16 protein-coding genes and 1 riboswitch are annotated in these 15,697 nt (G+C 64.7%); of the genes, 9 read left to right on the forward strand and 7 right to left on the reverse strand.

What is annotated here, in order from left to right; genetic code table 11:
• Window positions 1-135: 135 nt before the first annotated feature.
• Window positions 136-1,332, forward strand: a complete 1,197-nt coding sequence (locus tag M2394_RS19450; RefSeq protein WP_259173698.1) for an amino acid aminotransferase — start codon at window positions 136-138, stop codon at window positions 1,330-1,332.
• Window positions 1,333-1,431: 99 nt separating this feature from the next.
• Window positions 1,432-1,641, forward strand: coding sequence for a hypothetical protein (locus tag M2394_RS19455; protein WP_259173700.1), 210 nt, complete (start codon window positions 1,432-1,434; stop codon window positions 1,639-1,641).
• 105 nt (window positions 1,642-1,746) lie between these two features.
• Here M2394_RS19455 and M2394_RS19460 read toward each other — a convergent pair whose 3' ends face one another.
• A complete protein-coding gene (locus M2394_RS19460; protein ID WP_259173702.1) occupies window positions 1,747-2,619 on the reverse strand; it encodes a putrescine utilization regulator PtrR in 873 nt (290 codons plus the stop codon).
• 103 nt (window positions 2,620-2,722) lie between these two features.
• Between M2394_RS19460 and M2394_RS19465 the strand changes: the two genes are divergently transcribed.
• The 5 genes from M2394_RS19465 to M2394_RS19485 all read left to right on the forward strand — a co-directional run bounded on the left by M2394_RS19465 (window position 2,723) and on the right by M2394_RS19485 (window position 7,898).
• On the forward strand, window positions 2,723-4,105 hold the full coding sequence (locus M2394_RS19465; RefSeq protein ID WP_259173704.1) for an aldehyde dehydrogenase family protein: 1,383 nt from the start codon (window positions 2,723-2,725) through the stop codon (window positions 4,103-4,105).
• 75 nt (window positions 4,106-4,180) lie between these two features.
• A riboswitch (cobalamin riboswitch) is annotated at window positions 4,181-4,375 on the forward strand.
• Window positions 4,376-4,489: 114 nt separating this feature from the next.
• Window positions 4,490-5,500, forward strand: a complete 1,011-nt coding sequence (locus M2394_RS19470) for an ABC transporter substrate-binding protein (RefSeq protein ID WP_178924480.1) — start codon at window positions 4,490-4,492, stop codon at window positions 5,498-5,500.
• A complete protein-coding gene (locus tag M2394_RS19475) occupies window positions 5,497-6,501 on the forward strand; it encodes an iron ABC transporter permease (RefSeq protein WP_259173706.1) in 1,005 nt (334 codons plus the stop codon). Before M2394_RS19470 ends, M2394_RS19475 begins: the two co-directional genes overlap by 4 nt.
• Complete coding sequence (locus M2394_RS19480) at window positions 6,498-7,262, forward strand: ABC transporter ATP-binding protein (RefSeq protein WP_259173707.1); 765 nt, start codon at window positions 6,498-6,500, stop codon at window positions 7,260-7,262. Before M2394_RS19475 ends, M2394_RS19480 begins: the two co-directional genes overlap by 4 nt.
• Before the next feature lie 177 nt (window positions 7,263-7,439).
• Window positions 7,440-7,898: a hypothetical protein gene (locus tag M2394_RS19485; RefSeq protein WP_259173708.1), complete on the forward strand. Its 459-nt coding sequence runs from the start codon at window positions 7,440-7,442 to the stop codon at window positions 7,896-7,898.
• A gap of 52 nt (window positions 7,899-7,950) precedes the next feature.
• Here the strand turns inward: M2394_RS19485 and M2394_RS19490 are convergent, their stop codons facing one another.
• The 6 genes from M2394_RS19490 to M2394_RS19515 form a co-directional block, all read right to left on the reverse strand.
• Window positions 7,951-8,436, reverse strand: coding sequence for a GNAT family N-acetyltransferase (locus M2394_RS19490; RefSeq protein WP_259173712.1), 486 nt, complete (start codon window positions 8,434-8,436; stop codon window positions 7,951-7,953).
• A complete protein-coding gene (locus tag M2394_RS19495; protein ID WP_259173714.1) occupies window positions 8,433-9,371 on the reverse strand; it encodes an alpha/beta hydrolase in 939 nt (312 codons plus the stop codon). The genes M2394_RS19490 and M2394_RS19495 overlap by 4 nt, the downstream gene beginning before the upstream one ends.
• Window positions 9,371-9,811, reverse strand: coding sequence for a tryptophan-rich sensory protein TspO (locus tag M2394_RS19500; protein WP_176998696.1), 441 nt, complete (start codon window positions 9,809-9,811; stop codon window positions 9,371-9,373). Before M2394_RS19500 ends, M2394_RS19495 begins: the two co-directional genes overlap by 1 nt.
• Window positions 9,812-9,895: 84 nt before the next feature.
• Complete coding sequence (locus M2394_RS19505; RefSeq protein ID WP_259173717.1) at window positions 9,896-10,465, reverse strand: nucleotidyltransferase family protein; 570 nt, start codon at window positions 10,463-10,465, stop codon at window positions 9,896-9,898.
• A 225-nt stretch (window positions 10,466-10,690) separates the two neighbouring features.
• Entirely contained in the window at window positions 10,691-10,924 is a 234-nt protein-coding gene (locus M2394_RS19510; protein ID WP_178924486.1) for a hypothetical protein, read from the reverse strand.
• A gap of 90 nt (window positions 10,925-11,014) precedes the next feature.
• Entirely contained in the window at window positions 11,015-12,505 is a 1,491-nt protein-coding gene (locus M2394_RS19515; protein WP_259173726.1) for a PLP-dependent aminotransferase family protein, read from the reverse strand.
• 77 nt (window positions 12,506-12,582) lie between these two features.
• On the opposite strand from M2394_RS19515, the gene M2394_RS19520 reads away from it, so the two are divergent.
• Both M2394_RS19520 and M2394_RS19525 read left to right on the forward strand, forming a co-directional pair.
• A complete protein-coding gene (locus M2394_RS19520; RefSeq protein WP_259173729.1) occupies window positions 12,583-14,283 on the forward strand; it encodes a M24 family metallopeptidase in 1,701 nt (566 codons plus the stop codon).
• 116 nt (window positions 14,284-14,399) lie between these two features.
• Window positions 14,400-15,659, forward strand: coding sequence for a serine hydrolase (locus M2394_RS19525; protein WP_259173730.1), 1,260 nt, complete (start codon window positions 14,400-14,402; stop codon window positions 15,657-15,659).
• Window positions 15,660-15,697: the final 38 nt, after the last annotated feature.

Genomic DNA, 15,697 nt, shown 5'->3' on the forward strand with positions numbered 1-15,697 from the left:
TTGGCCGAAAAGCCGTTTCGGTTGTCGCCTCAGGCGGTGATGGCCTCTATACTAGCTCCCCGTTTGTGCACCGCTCTAGTGCATTCGGCTGGAGCGCGACACGTCCCTCCCTTCCCCCATAGAGCTGCCGCAAAAATGAGCCTGTTCTCCGCTGTCGAAATGGCACCACGCGATCCTATCCTGGGCCTCAACGAAGCATTCAACGCCGACACACGAACCACCAAGGTCAACCTTGGCGTGGGCGTTTACTGCAACGAAGAGGGGAAGATTCCACTCTTGCGTGCCGTTGCCGAAGCGGAAGCCATTCGCGTGGCGCAACACGCCGCGCGTGGCTACTTGCCAATCGACGGCATCGCGGCTTACGACAAGGCCGTGCAAACCCTGCTGTTCGGCGCTGAGTCGCCCCTGCTGGCCGCTGGCCGCGTCACCACCGTGCAAGCGGTCGGCGGCACCGGCGCACTGAAGATCGGCGCAGACTTCCTCAAGCAACTGCTGCCAGACGCCGTCGTTGCCATCAGCGACCCAAGCTGGGAAAACCACCGCGCCCTGTTCGAAACCGCGGGTTTCCCGGTGCAGAACTACCGCTACTACGACGCCGCGACCCACGACGTGAACCGTGCCGGCCTGCTCGAAGACCTCAACGCCCTGCCGCCACAGTCCATCGTGGTGCTGCACGCCTGCTGCCACAACCCGACCGGCGTCGATTTGAGCCCGGCCGACTGGCAGAACGTGCTGGACGTGGTCAAGGCCAAGAAACTGGTACCGTTCCTCGACATGGCCTACCAGGGCTTCGGCGACGGCATCCACGAGGACGCCGCAGCAGTGCGTCTGTTCGCTGAATCGGGCCTGACCTTCTTTGTGTCCAGCTCGTTCTCCAAGTCGTTCTCCCTGTACGGCGAGCGCGTGGGCGCACTGTCCATCGTCGGCGAGTCCAAGGAAGAAAGCGCGCGCATCCTGTCCCAGGTCAAGCGCGTGATCCGCACCAACTACTCCAACCCGCCGACTCACGGCGCCGCGATCGTGGCGGCGGTGCTGAACAACCCTGAGCTGCGCGCCCAGTGGGAAGCCGAACTGGCCGAAATGCGCCTGCGCATTCGCGGCATGCGCGAGCAGATGGTGGCCGACCTGGCCAAGGCTGCTCCGGGCCACGACTTCAGCTTCGTCGGTCGCCAGCGCGGGATGTTCTCCTACTCCGGCCTGACCGTTGAGCAAGTCACCCGCCTGCGCAGCGAGTTCGGCATCTACGCCCTCGACACTGGCCGTATCTGTGTGGCGGCGTTGAACCAGTCGAACATTGATGCGGTCACAAAGGCAATTGTTCAGGTGCTTTAAGCCGGTAACCGTTGCACAGAAGGGGAAGCCAATGGCTTCCCCTTTTTCGTCGCCAGCCCCTAGACTGAACCTTGCCCGCCCCTTTGCTGTGAGAGCCTTATGAGAAACGACGACCTGGACCTGCGCGCCGACCGCGACGAGCTGGATGACTACGCCCCGCGCGCGCCGCAGGTTAAGCGGCAGAAGAGTCTGGTGTTGCAGGTGGCGCTGGGTGTATTCCTCGGTGGTCTGGCCCTGTGGCTGGTGCAACTGGGCGCCGCAGCGATCATGGCAAAACTGGCCATGGGCACCCTGCAATTCGGCGGCTGATGAAGATCAAAATGTGGGAGCGGGCTTGCCTGCGATGCAGACGACTCGATCTTCCTGCATGACCGAGTAGATGCCATCGCAGGCAAGCCAGCTCCCACAGTTGATCTATGCTGGCTCTAGAACGCGCTCTTCCAGCAGTTTTACAAAACTGTTCAGGCTCTGCGACACCGTCCCCCGCCGCCAGATCAGCCACGTGTGCAGAATCCGGAAGCTATCGCTCAGCGGCCACACACTCACCGCCGTGAACCCCGGCATGCTTTCCAGCATGCTGCGCGGCATCAGCGCCAGGCCCGCACCGGCGCTGACGCAGGCGAGCATGCCGTGGTAGGACTCCATCTCGAAGATCCTGCCCGGCACCGCGCCATCCTGTGAGAACCAGCGCTCGAAGTGATGGCGGTACGAACAGTTCGAGCGGAACGTATAGATGCTCTCCCCCGCCACATCCTGCCCCCGGGTAATCGGCGCATGGTGCAGCGGTGCGATCACCACCATTTCCTCCTCGAACACCGCCACGCCTTCCAGGGTCGCGTGCAACACCGGCCCATCCACAAACGCCGCCGCCAGTCGCCCCGACAACACCCCTTCAATCATCGTGCCTGAGGGCCCGGTGCTCAGGTCCAGTTCGACCTTGGTGTGCTTCTGGTTATACGCCGCCAGCAATGCCGGGATGCGCACCGCCGCCGTGCTCTCCAGCGAACCCAGGGCAAACGCGCCCTGGGGCTCCTCCCCCGCCACCGTGGCGCGGGCTTCTTGCACCAGGTCCAGAATGCGCCGCGCATAGCCGAGGAAGTTCCAGCCGGCCGGCGACAGGCGCAGGCGGCTCTTCTCGCGGATGAACAATTCAACGCCCAGGTCCTGCTCCAATTGCTTGATGCGCGTGGTCAGGTTCGACGGCACACGATGAATCAACTGCGCGGCGGCGCTGATGCTGCCTTGCTCGGCAACGGCCTTGAAGATTTCCAGCTGCACCAGATCCACATCATTCTCCAATCGTGAATGTATTGCTTAATATTATTCAGTTTCCAGAAAAGAGATAGCCCCGTAGCCTGAACCCAATCCATTCATTCAGCAGGACGGTGCCATGAACGCAACCACCCACGCTCTCTCGATCAACCCGGCCACCGGCGAAACCGTCGGCAGCTACCCCTACGAAAGCGCCGCACAACTGGACGCCGCCCTGAACCGCGCCACCGCCGCCTTCCGCACCTGGCGCCGCCAGCCGGTCGGCCAGCGCGCCGAACTGCTGCTGGCCCTGGCCGCCGCCCTGCGTGAACAAGCCGAAGACATGGCGCAGATGATCACCCTGGAAATGGGCAAGCCCATCGCCCAGGCCCGTGCCGAAATCGAAAAATGCGCCCTGCTCAGCGAATGGTACGCCGCTCACGGCCCGGCCATGCTGGCGCCGGAACCGACCCTGGTGGACAACGGCAGCGCCCAGATCGAATACCGCCCGCTGGGCCCGATCCTCGCCGTGATGCCGTGGAACTTCCCGGTGTGGCAAGTGCTGCGCGGCGCCGTGCCGACCATGCTCGCCGGCAACACCTACGTGCTCAAGCACGCCCCAAACGTGATGGGCAGCGCCTACCTGATCCAGCAGGCCTTCCACAAAGCCGGTTTTGCCGAAGGCCTGTTTGAAGTGATCAACGTGGGCAACGAGGGCGTGTCCAGCGCCATCGCCGACCCGCGCATTGCCGCCGTGACCCTCACCGGCAGCGTGCGCGCCGGTATCGCCATCGGCTCCCAGGCCGGGGCTGCGCTGAAAAAATGCGTGCTGGAACTGGGCGGCTCCGACCCGTTCATCGTGCTCAACGACGCCGACCTCGACGCCGCCGTGCAAGCCGCCCTGATCGGCCGCTTCCAGAACAGCGGCCAAGTCTGCGCCGCCGCCAAGCGCCTGATCATCGAAGCCGGCGTGGCCGAAGCCTTCACCGCCAAATTCGTCGAAGCCAGCCGTGCCCTGGTGATAGGCGACCCGACCCTGGCCACCACTTATGTGGGCCCGATGGCGCGCTTCGACCTGCGCGACGAACTGCACGGCCAGGTCCAGGCCACCCTCGAAGAAGGCGCCACCCTGCTGCTGGGCGGCAATAAAGTCGCGGGGGCCGGTAACTACTACGAGCCGACCGTGCTGGCCGGCGTCACCGACCAGATGACCTCGTTCAAACAGGAACTGTTCGGCCCGGTGGCCTCGATCATCACCGCCCGCGACGCCGACCACGCCGTGGCCCTGGCCAACGACAGCGAATTCGGGCTCACCGCCAGCATCTTCACCACCGATGCGGCCAAGGCCCGCGACATCGCCAACCAGTTGGAAACCGGCGGGATCTTCGTCAACGCCTTCAGCGTGTCCGACCCTCGGGTGGCGTTTGGCGGCGTGAAAAAGAGCGGCTTTGGCCGTGAACTGTCGCACTTCGGCGTACGCGAATTCTGCAACGCCCAAACCGTGTGGCTGAACCGCAAATAACCCACCGCCGGCGCCATCGCCGGCAAGCCGGCTCCTACGGGGGATCGGGTTTTCTCTCCCCCTTGGCAGTACGATCGACTACCATACCGCGCCGGTTCCCAAACGGGACTAATAGGGAATCCGAAGCGCGGCCCCCCGCGTCAATCGGAACTGCCCCCGCAACTGTAGGTGCTGAGCCTGCTCCACACTGCCACTGAGCGCTGCTCGGGAAGGCCGGAGCGTGGCGACGACGCACGAGTCAGGAGACCTGCCGGCCAAGCGTTATCACGACCGGCGGGGTGTCCGGGAAGGACATCCTTGCCCTGCCCCCGGCAGCGTCCATGGCTGTATTTCCACGACCGTACCTCCCCCTGCTCACTGTACGGTTCAAACGGAGATTGCCCCATGCTGCCACGCGTTACCGCCCTGCTCACCGGCCTCGGCTTCTGCACCCTGGCCCAGGCTGCGCCCACCCATTACCCGCTGACGCTGGAAAACTGCGGCAGCCCCCAGACCTTCCAGCAAGCCCCCGCCCGCAGCGTGACCATCGGCCAGGCCGCCACCGAAATGCTCTACGCCCTGGGCGTGGGCGACAAAGTGGTGGGCACTTCGCTGTGGTTCAACAATGTGTTGCCGCAATTCAAGGCCCAGAACGACACCATCGAGCGCCTGGCGAACAACGAGCCGAGCTTTGAGTCGGTGATCGCCAAGCGCCCGCAACTGGTGGCCGCCGAGCTGGAATGGGTGGTCGGCCCCCAAGGCGTGGTCGGCACCCGCGAGCAATTCCAGGAACTGAAGATCCCCACCTACCTGCTGCCCTCCGACTGCGAAGGCAAGGACAACCTGGTGGGCGCCGACGGCACGCGGCTGGAGCCATTCCGCATCGAGACCATTTACAAAAGCATCAGCCAGCTGGCGCAGATCTTCGACGTGCAGGACCGTGGCCAACAGCTGAACGACGAACTCAAGGCGCGCCTGGCCAAGTCGGTCGCCACCGCCCAAGGCAAAGGCCTCAAGCAGGCCAGTGCGCTGGTGTGGTTCTCCAGCGCCGAGATGGCCGCCGATCCTTACGTGGCCGGCCACAAGGGCGTTCCGGAATTCATGCTGCAGACCCTTGGCCTGACCAACGTGGTGCAGTCCGATGAAGAGTGGCCCGCCGTCGGCTGGGAAACCATCGCCAAGGCCAACCCCACGTTCCTGGTGATCGCACGCATGGACCGCCGCCGCTACCCGGCCGACGACCATGAAAAGAAACTGGCTTTCCTGCGCAGCGACCCGGTGACCCGCAACATGGACGCGGTGAAAAACAACCGCATCATCATCCTCGACGCCCTGGCGCTGCAAGCCAGCCTCCGTACGTTCGACGGCCTTGAACAACTGGCCACGGCCATCGACGGCTACGACCCACTCAAATGACCCGTACCCTGCTCGCCCTGGCCCTGCTCCTGGCCGCCGTGCTCGCCGGCGTGGCCATCGGCGAAACCGCCATCTCGCCGAAGGTGGTGCTGCAAGTGCTCGCCAATAAACTGTGGACGGCGGGCTACGTGCTCGACCCCATCGACGAAGGCGTGGTGTGGAACTACCGCCTCACCCGCGCCCTGGTGGCCGCCGCGTGCGGTGCGGGCCTGGCGACCTGCGGGGTGATCCTGCAGTCGCTGTTGCGCAACCCGTTGGCCGACCCGTACCTGCTCGGCATCAGCGCCGGCGCCTCCACCGGTGCAGTGCTGGTGGCGTTGATCGGCGTCGGTGGCGGGCTGGTGTCGTTGTCGGCCGGGGCGTTCGTGGGGGCGATGGCGGCGTTTGCCCTGGTGATTCTGCTGGCACACGCCAGCGGTTCGGCCAGCGGCACCGGCCAGATCATCCTCGCAGGCATTGCCGGCTCGCAGTTGTTCAACGCCCTCACGGCATTCCTGATCACCAAGTCGGCCAGCTCCGAACAGGCGCGCGGCATCCTGTTCTGGCTGCTGGGCAACCTCAGCGGCGTGCGTTGGCCGTCGGTGTGGCTGGCGGTGCCGGTGGCCGTGGCGGGCTTGGCGGTGTGCCTGTGGCACCGCCGTGCGCTGGATGCATTTACCTTCGGCACTGACTCGGCGGCGTCCCTGGGCATCCCGGTGCGCCGCGTGCAGTTCGTGTTGGTGGGCTGTGCGGCGCTGGTGACGGCGGTGATGGTGTCGATTGTCGGCTCCATCGGCTTTGTCGGGCTGGTGATCCCCCACGCCGTGCGCCTGCTGCTGGGTACCGGGCACTCGCGCCTATTGCCGGCCAGCGCGTTGGGTGGTGCGCTGTTCCTGATCGCGGCGGACGTGCTGTCGCGCACCCTGATCAAGGGTCAGGTGATTCCGGTCGGCGTGGTCACCGCATTGGTTGGTGCGCCAGTGTTTGCGCTGATCCTGATCGGCCGGAGGCACCCGCGATGAGCGTGCTCAGTTGCAGCGGCCTGGGCTTCAAGGTGCGCGACGCGGAGTTGCTGCGTGATATTCACCTCGACGTCGAAAAAGGCGAAACCCTCGGCATCGTCGGCCCCAACGGCTCCGGCAAATCCACCCTGCTCAAGTTGCTCGCCGGGTTGCGCACGCCAGTGAGCGGCGACGTGCGGCTGGGCGGCCAACGCCTGGGGAATTTATCCCGCCGCACCATCGCGCAACAGCTGGCGGTGGTGGAACAACAGGCCGACACCGACGACGCCATCCGCGTCTTCGACGCCGTGGCCCTGGGTCGCACGCCCTGGCTGTCGGCGCTGAGCCCGTGGTCGGCGGAAGACGACGCCATCGTGCGCCAGGCCCTGCACGACGTCGACGCCACTCACCTGAGCCAGCGCGCCTGGCGCAGCCTCTCCGGCGGCGAACGCCAACGCGTGCACATCGCCCGCGCCCTGGCACAACGGCCGCAGATTTTGTTGCTGGACGAGCCGACCAACCACCTGGACATCCAGCATCAGCTTGGCATCTTGAAGGGCGTGCAAGCGCTGCCCGTCACCACGCTGATTGCCCTGCACGACCTCAACCAGGCGCTGACCTGCGATCGCTTGGCCGTGCTCGACCACGGCCGTTTGGTCGCCCTCGGCAAACCGCTGGACGTACTGACGCCACAGCGATTGCAAGACACGTTCGGCGTGCAGGCGCACTACCTCACCGACCCGTTCGACGGCGCGCAAATCCTGCGACTACGCCCCCATTAAACAGCCTACCGCCATCTTGTAGTGAGCGGGCTTGCCCCGCGCCGCGGTGTGTCAGGTGTACATAAAGGGCCTGACACGCCGCGGCGCGGGGCAAGCCCGCTCACTACAGGTACGGTTTCATTTTCATCGCGGGCCGTTCTGCTAGCATCGCCGCCTGCCTTTTATCGAGTGGCCCGCATGCTACGGATTGCAGCCTTTACCCTCCTCGCCACCCTGTGCGCCCAACCGGCTTTCGCCGAGCAAACCTTCGACTGCGCCGGCGCCAGCGTGACAATCGGCGTTGACCCAACCCTGCCCTTGCTCACCACCGAAAGCGCCGAAGTCCTGCTGCGGGTAAAACGCGGCCCCCGGGAAACCCTGCTGCGCTACTACGGTATCGACTCCATCGGCGGCGCCTGCGACACCCGCGCTACAGGCGGGCCACGCATCGTCTACCAGGCCGTATGCAACGGCAGCGGCTGCCACGACTTGTCGAACTGGGGCGTGATCAATCCCCAGACCTTGCAGGTACTGCTCATTCCCGCCGATGACAGCCTGGAACCGGCCACACGCCTGCTCGGCCACCCGCCCGCACTCGAGGGTAACAAGATGAATGTGAGCCAAGAGGCGCATCGCCTGGGGTTGCCCACACCTTGATCATTGCGCCAGTTCAAGCCAGCGCTTACAGGGGGCGGGGTGTTGACGGTTGTTACAGGGGGCGATGCAGGTGGGTGGTCTGCCAGACGGGGTCGGGGTCGACGTCGATAATGGTGAATCCTTGGCGAACCCAGAAATCAATGGCGCCCGGTAGAAACGGGTGGGTATGCAGGTACATCACCTCCACCCCGTCTGCCCGCGCCAGCGCTCCCAATTCGCGATACAACATCCCCGCCAGCCCAAACCGGCGAAAGGCGGGCAACACAAACAAGCGCACCACTTCCACTGTCTTGCGGGCACGGTAATCCAGCTGTGGGAAGCGATGGTCATACGGCAGATAACCGATGGCCGCGACGAAGTGGTCGTCATGGCGCACCACCAGAAATCGCCCGTCGCCCTGAATATAGGTCGCCTCAAATCGTGCCAGGTCATCCGGCACGCCACTCGCGCTGAGCTTTGGAAACAGCTCGGCACGGGCGTTGAGCACAAAGGTCAGCACCTCAGGAATACATTCCAGCGTGACGGGCTGGATGATCATCCCGCCGTCCCCTCCAACCGGGCACTGATCCACCTGCGGCTATAAGCAAGCACACTCCCCGCCATCGCGACCGGAAAATGGATAAACCCGTGCGCCGCCTCCGGCAACACATGTGCCTGCGCCCCCGGCCAGCGCTCGGCGATCAACAGCGTGTCATCCTTCAGCGGGTCTAGCGCCCCGACAAACATCAACGCAGGGGGCAGGCCGCTCAACTCCCCGTACAACGGTGACAACGGCGGCTGCCGGCGCGCCTCATCACTCAACCCCGGCGTCAGCAGCGCCAGGGCCGTGACCATGCCCGGTCCGTCCAGCAGCAAGGTGTCCGGCCCCGCCGCGCGCACGCTGGGGGTGCCGGTCAGGTCGTACACGCCGTAATACAACACCGCCCCGCTCACCCGTTGCAGCAGCGCCGGCCATTGTTTCAGCGCCAGCAACGTCGCCGCAGCCAAATGCCCACCGGCCGACTCGCCGACGACAATCGCCGGCAAGCCGGCAAACTCATCGGTCGTCAGCAACCACCGTGCGGCCGTGAGGCAATCCTCCATCGAGCCTTCCACCGGCGTGTCGACCGCCAGCCGATAATCCACCGACACCACCGCCACGTCGCAGGCGTTGACCATGCCCAGGTTCAAATCGTCATCCATCTGCGCATTGCCAATCACCCAGCCGCCACCGTGGATATCCAGCACCACGCCCTTGGGCTGGCCGCTCGGCAGCAAGATGCGCACCGGCACCTGCTGGCTGCCCACGCCTATCAGCCGGGTTTGCGCAGGGTGTTGTGTCCTGACTTTTTGACTGACGCGCAACAACGCCTGGATCACACGCGGCGTCACACGGTTGCGGATTTTAAAGCGTGGCATCCAGGCCAGCTTCTTGTTGAACGCGCGCATCTGCGCCAACTCGGGCTCGCTGGCCGGCCAAGGGGTATGAGCCATCAGCGGTTACTGCGCAGGATCGAGAAATTCAACGCCACCGCCACACTCAACCACGCCAGGTACGGGAACAGGATCAAGCCGGTGATCAAGTCCAGCCGCAACGCCATCACCACCAACGCCGCCACCACTAGCCACAGCAGCACAATCACCACCATGCCCGCGACGATGTGATGGGCGCCGAAAAACACCGGCGTCCACAGTGTGTTCAACGCAATCTGCGCCGCCCATAAGCCCAAGGCCAGTTGGCTGCCGGGGATCATCGTGAGGCGGTAACCGGCCCAGGCCAGCAGCAGATAGATGACTGTCCAGGCCACGGGGAAAAGCCAATTGGGCGGGGTAAAGCTGGGTTTGACGAGGGACTCGTACCATTGGCCCGGTTTGAAGATCAGGCCCGTACTGGCGGCGGCGCCGCAGGCGATAAGGAAAATCAGGAAGATCATGGCCTGTCCTTAGCTGGGATCAGCTGTAGAGGGTGTGTTTCAGAATAGGACGCCTGAAGAATGGGTAAAAGTTCACCGCAGGTTTCAGGAATGTTCCGGCATCACGATCTTCAACCAGGGCCAGCGCGCCTGATAACTGAGGGCCTTGTGCGCAAACAACTCAGGCTCCGGGTGCAACGAGTTGATGCGCAGCACGCCCTGCGCCACATCCTCCAAGCCATACGGCGCATACAACTCGCCCGTTTCAATCTCCAGGCCGATGCAGGTGCCCGCCACCAGGTAACGGTCCACGCCCTGCTTGGCCGTGTGCAATTGCGGGTAAGGCCGGCCAAAGCGCTGGCCATACCAAAGATGAACCCGCGCCTGGTTTTTGACCTCGACGTTGACGCCCAAGTCCTGGAACAAGCGCTCGGCGGCGCGGATGACTTTATCTTCCGCCTCGTAGGACAGGTCGGTGTCGAAGTAAAAAACGTCGTAGTCCTTCACCCCATGATCGGCCGGCAAATTCGACTGATGATTCCACACCGCCTGGAACAGGCAGCCCGCCGTGAGCATGCACTGCTCGACACCGAGGGCTGGCAGGCGTGCGGTGATTTCGGCGTTGATGGGGTTGGCCATGGCCAGTTCGAGCAGAGTGTCGACGGTCAGTGTCATGTTCAGTCCTTTGAAAGCAGATGCGCTGGAGCATGCAACCTTACACTTTCCCATGATGAGTTTCGTGACAGCTCCACTCCCTCGTGGCGAGGGAGCTTGCTCCCGCTGGGCTGCGCAGCGGCCCCAAAACCTGACGCCGCGTAATGCAGGGGTAAAATTCGATAGCCCAGGGGCCGCTTCGCGACCCAGCGGGAGCAAGCTCCCTCGCCACAGGGGGCGGTGGTGTCAGCTTTTTAGTTCGGTGGCGCGGTGGCTCGCGGCGTCGTCGTAGGCCACGTAAAGCGCTTCGGCGATTTGGCTTTTGATGGCCTTGGTGGACTCCAGCCCCAACACAAACCCTTCCGCCTTGCCGCCTGCGCGGTTGAGTGCTTCGTGGGTGGCGGCGCCGGTGATGGCGTCGAGGAGCTTGGTGGCGTGGGGGCCTACGCCTTTGGGCAGGCTGATCTGGTCGATGGACATGGCGATACCTTCAAAGAGAAAAATCGGTAGCGCGTGTAACCACTGCCGGGGTGGCATGGTAGTCCTGTTTGCGCACCAAGGGGGGCCAGTTCAGCCGGCAATCGCCTTCGCCGCCAACGCCAGCCGCTGGATCGCGGTGCGGATTTCCGCCTGATCGAGCGAAGCAAACCCCAGCCGCAGGGCATTCTCCCGCTCGCCAAACGGCGAAAACAGCCGACCGCTGCGCACCACCAAATCCAGCGCCAGCGCCTTTTCACACAGCCGGTCGACATCGATGGCGTCGGCAAACTTCACCCACAGCGCCAGCCCGCCTTCCGGCTCCTGCACGCTGATCAGCTCGCCAAACGCTTCCCGCAGGCCCGTCAACAACACCTCACGGCGCTGACGGTACTCTTTGGAAACCCGGCGCAGGTGCTTCTTCAACTCGCCATCGTTGATCAAGTCCCCCAGCATCCGCTGCATCACCGCATCCCCCTGCCCCAGGCTCACCGCCGCCGTGCGCTCCAGCACCTGGATCACATTCGACGGCGCCACGATATAGCTGCAGCGGAACGTGCTGCCGAGGGACTTGGACAGCGAACCAATGTAGATCACATGCCGCTGCGCGCTGTCGCTGGCCAGCGGCAGATAAGGCCGCCCGGCAAAGTGATACTCGTGGTCATAGTCTTCCTCGACGATGCAGAAGTCATGCAGGCGCGCCAGTTCCAGCAAGTGCTGGCGGCGCCCGGCGCGCAGGCTGACGGTGGTGGGGAATTGGTGGTGGGGCGTGAGGTACATCATTCGCACATCGTGCTGGCGGCACAGCGCATCGAGTTGATCAACCCGGCAGCCTTCGTCGTCCAGGTCCACGGTGACCAACTGCGCACCCAACTGGCGGAAAATCTCCCAGGCCGGTGGGTAGCTCAGGCGCTCCACCAGCACCACATCACCGGGCTTGAGCAACACGCTGGCCGTGAGGTACAGCGACATCTGCACGCCCTGGGTCAGGCAAATCTGCTCAGCGCCCACCGTGAGGCCACGGTTATGCCGCAGCATTTCCGCCAGCGCCCGACGCAGGTAGGCACTGCTGCCCTCGCTGCCGTGACGCACGGTGTTGGTGGTGAAACTGTGGCGCAGCGCATTACGGTAATAACGGTGCAGCACCGCTTGCGGCAACAGCCGATGGTCACTGGCGCCGTTATCGAAAAACAGCGCACCCGGCCGGTGTTGCAGCGCGACGGCCTGTTCGCCCGGGGAGAAATAATCAGCCGCCGGCGTGTCGCGCAGCGCCAGGGCAAAAGGCTGGGGCGCGCTGGGCGCCGCCACCACGCCGGTGGCCAGTTGCGTGCTCACAAAGGTGCCGCGCCGCTGGATGCTCACCAGCCAGCCTTTGGTCACCGCCTCTTCGTAGGCGAGGATCACCGTCTTGCGGTTGACGTTGAGCAGCTGCGCCATCTCCCGCGTGCCGGGCAGCAAGGTGCCGGGGCGCAGGCGGCCTTCGGTGATCGCACTCACCAGGCCCTCGATGATCTTGCGGTACGACGCCTGGGGCTGCGCGCCATCGAGTTTGAGCAACGGGCGCCATTTGCGAAGCTGGACCATGTGAATTATCCAAAACTGGAGGTTCTTCTGGTCCTAGTCTACCGCAACAATCGAGCCTCAATTGCCCCGAGGTGTTTATGCACAACCGCCATGTTGTTGAACTGTTGCCCTCGGGCAAATCCTTCGAAGCTGCCGACCATTTGCTGCTCGACGCCATGCTCGCCAGCGGCCTCGCCGTGCCCTTTTCCTGCCGTCGCGGCGCCTGCGGTTCGTGCAAGGTCAAGGTGGTGGCCGGCGAGTACCGCGCCAAACAGCTCGCACCCGACGCCCCCACGCCCTCCTACCCCCTCGCGGCGGATGAGATGTTGCTGTGCCAGAGCCACGCCTGCAGCGACATGCGCCTGGAAATCCCCGGCTGGTCACTGGACACGCCGACGCTGGAAACTACCGCACACGTCGTCAGTAATCGCCCATTGAGCGCCGATATCATCGAACTGGTGCTGCGCACCGCCCAGCCCCTGGACGTACGCCCCGGCCAGTACCTGCGGTTCCGCCTGGACGATGGCGACAGCCGCTGTTTCTCCGTCGCCAACCTGCCTGCCCAGGACGAGGGCCAGCTGGTGTTCCATATCCGCCAGGTGCGCGGCGGCCGGTTTTCTGAAGGCATCCTGCCAAACCTGCACGCGGGCGCTAGCGTGAACCTCGAAGGCCCGGTGGGCGCCTGCACCTGGCAACACAAGGGGGAGCGCCCGGTGGTGCTGTTCGCCACCGGCACCGGGTATGCCGGCATCAAGCCGTTGTTGCTGACTGCCCTGGAGCGCGGGGCCGAGGTGACCCTGTACTGGGGCAACGCAGCGTCGGCGGATTTCTACGACGCGGCGTTTCTCGACCAGGCCAGCCAGGCGCACCCACGTTTTCGCTGGCATCGGGTGCTGTCCGTCGACGCCCGCGTGCAGCAGGTCGCCCTCACGCAGCCCCACGACTGGCCCGACAGCCAGATCTACGCCTGCGGCAACAGCGGCATGATCAGCCAGGTGCGCGAAACCTGCCTGGCCGCCGGCGCCCAGGCCCATCGCTTTGTCGCCGAAGCCTTCGTGCCCAGCGGCGCCTTGGCGCCCACCGCGTCACTCAACGCCCTGGACCCGGTGCTGGAAAAAGTCGGCCCGCGCTACTCGCTGGACGGCATGCTCGCCGCCCGCGAACAAACCGTACGGGCCCTGGCCGCCATCGCCGAGCAATTGAAGGTGGGCATGACCACCGCCCAAGCCCTCGACATGGCCAGCCACACCTTGCAGGCCATGGGCGCGTCCCACACCTGGCACCCCACCTACATCCGTTTTGGCGACGACACCGTGCGCACACCCCGCCAAGGCATCGACCCGCAGCGCCAACTGCGCGCCACCGACATCGCCGTGGTCGACCTCGGCCCGGTGTGGGACGGCTATGAAGGCGACTACGGCGACACCTTCGTGTTCGGCGGGCACCCGTTGCATGAAGCCTGCGTCAAGGCCCTGCACCAAGTCTTCGACGAAACCCGCGACGCCTGGCACCAAGGGCTCACCGGGCGCCAGCTGTATGACTTCGCCGAAGACAGCGCCCGCGCCAAAGGCTGGCGCCTGGAACGTAACCTGGCCGGGCACCGCATCGCCGACTTCCCCCACGCCCTGTTCAGTCAGGACAAACTCGCCGACGTCGAGATCGTGCCCAGCGACATGGTCTGGGTGCTGGAGATACAGCTGTGCCACCCCACCCTGCCGATCGGCGCGTTCTTTGAAGACATCCTGATTGGCGAGCCCACCTACCAGCGCCCTAACGCCATGGCCCAATCCCACGCATAAACCGGCCCGATCCCGCGCGCCAATTTCCCGCCCTTCCGAGCATGCTGGCTCGCGACGCCTCAGCCCTGAGGCGTCGCAGCCCATTAAGACCGACCAAAAACAACAAAGAGGTTCTTATGCCCGTGCTCCCTCGCCCGTCCTCGCGCTTTGAGCGCCGCCCGCTGCGGGTACTGATGTGCGCATCCACTCTCGCGCTGTCGCTGGCCGCCAGCGCCACCCACGCCGACACCGCCAAACCCTACCCCCACGCACAAGAGCCGATTGGCGACGTGCAAGCCATCTACGACGGCCGGCTCAGCCCGGAATTGGCGATCACCACCTTCCGCAACACCGACCGCCTGTTCCCGGTGCGCACCATCAAGGCGGGCGGCCACCCGTTCCCGCTGCCGCGCAGCGCCAAACCCCTGGCCCCCGTGGCGTTCGAGTTCAAAGGCAAGCACTACAGCCTCGACGACTACGTGACCACCAACCGCGTCACCGGCCTGTTGGTGCTCAAGGACGGCAAGATCGTCGACGAGCGCTACGCCCACGGCAACACCGCCGAGACCCGCTGGATGTCGATGTCGGTGGCCAAATCCGTCACCTCCACCCTGGTCGGCGCGGCCCTGCAGGACGGCGCCATCAAAAGCCTGGACGACAAAGTCACCCACTACCTGCCCGCCCTGGCCGGCAGCGCCTACGACCAGGTGACCGTGCGGCAGATCCTGGCGATGCGCTCCGGGGTCAAGTGGAACGAGCAATACACCGACCCGTCCTCCGACGAACGCCACCTGATCCAGCTGCGCAGCGAACAAGTGCCCGGCTCCCTGCTCAAGTTCATGGCCACCCTCAGCACCGCCGCGCCACCCGGTACGCGCACCAACTACAGCACCGGCGAAACCCAAGTGCTGGGCCAACTGGTCAGCGCCGCCGTGGGCAAGCCGCTCACCCAATACCTCAGCGAAAAAATCTGGGGCCCATTCGGCATGCAGACCGACGCCAAATGGTGGCTCGACGGCGCCAACGGCAACGAAGTCGGCGGCAGCGGCATCAGCGCCACGCTTGAAGACTACGGCCGCTTCGGCCAATTCGTACTCAGCGGCGGCAAGGCCGGTGGCAAGCAAGTGTTGCCGGAAGGCTGGTTGAGCTTCGCCAGCGCGGTCACCGGTTCAGACGCTGCCTACGGCGAGTTCGCCTCCATGTGGTGGCCCGGCTGGACCGACGCGTCCAAGGCCGACAAAGCCTTCACCGCCGCCGGCACCTTTGGCCAGTACGTCTACATCAACCCGACCAAAAACGTGGTGATCGTGGTGTGGCAGGCCCAGACCCAGCCGACTGGCGGCGAGGTGATCGACGACATGGTCGCGTTTGACGCCATCGCCAAGGTGTTGCCGTAACGAAAAAAGGGGGCGGACCATTCTGACGCTGGCCTGCC

The sequence above is a fragment of the Pseudomonas sp. BIGb0164 genome (assembly GCF_024810135.1).
Taxonomy (GTDB): domain Bacteria; phylum Pseudomonadota; class Gammaproteobacteria; order Pseudomonadales; family Pseudomonadaceae; genus Aquipseudomonas.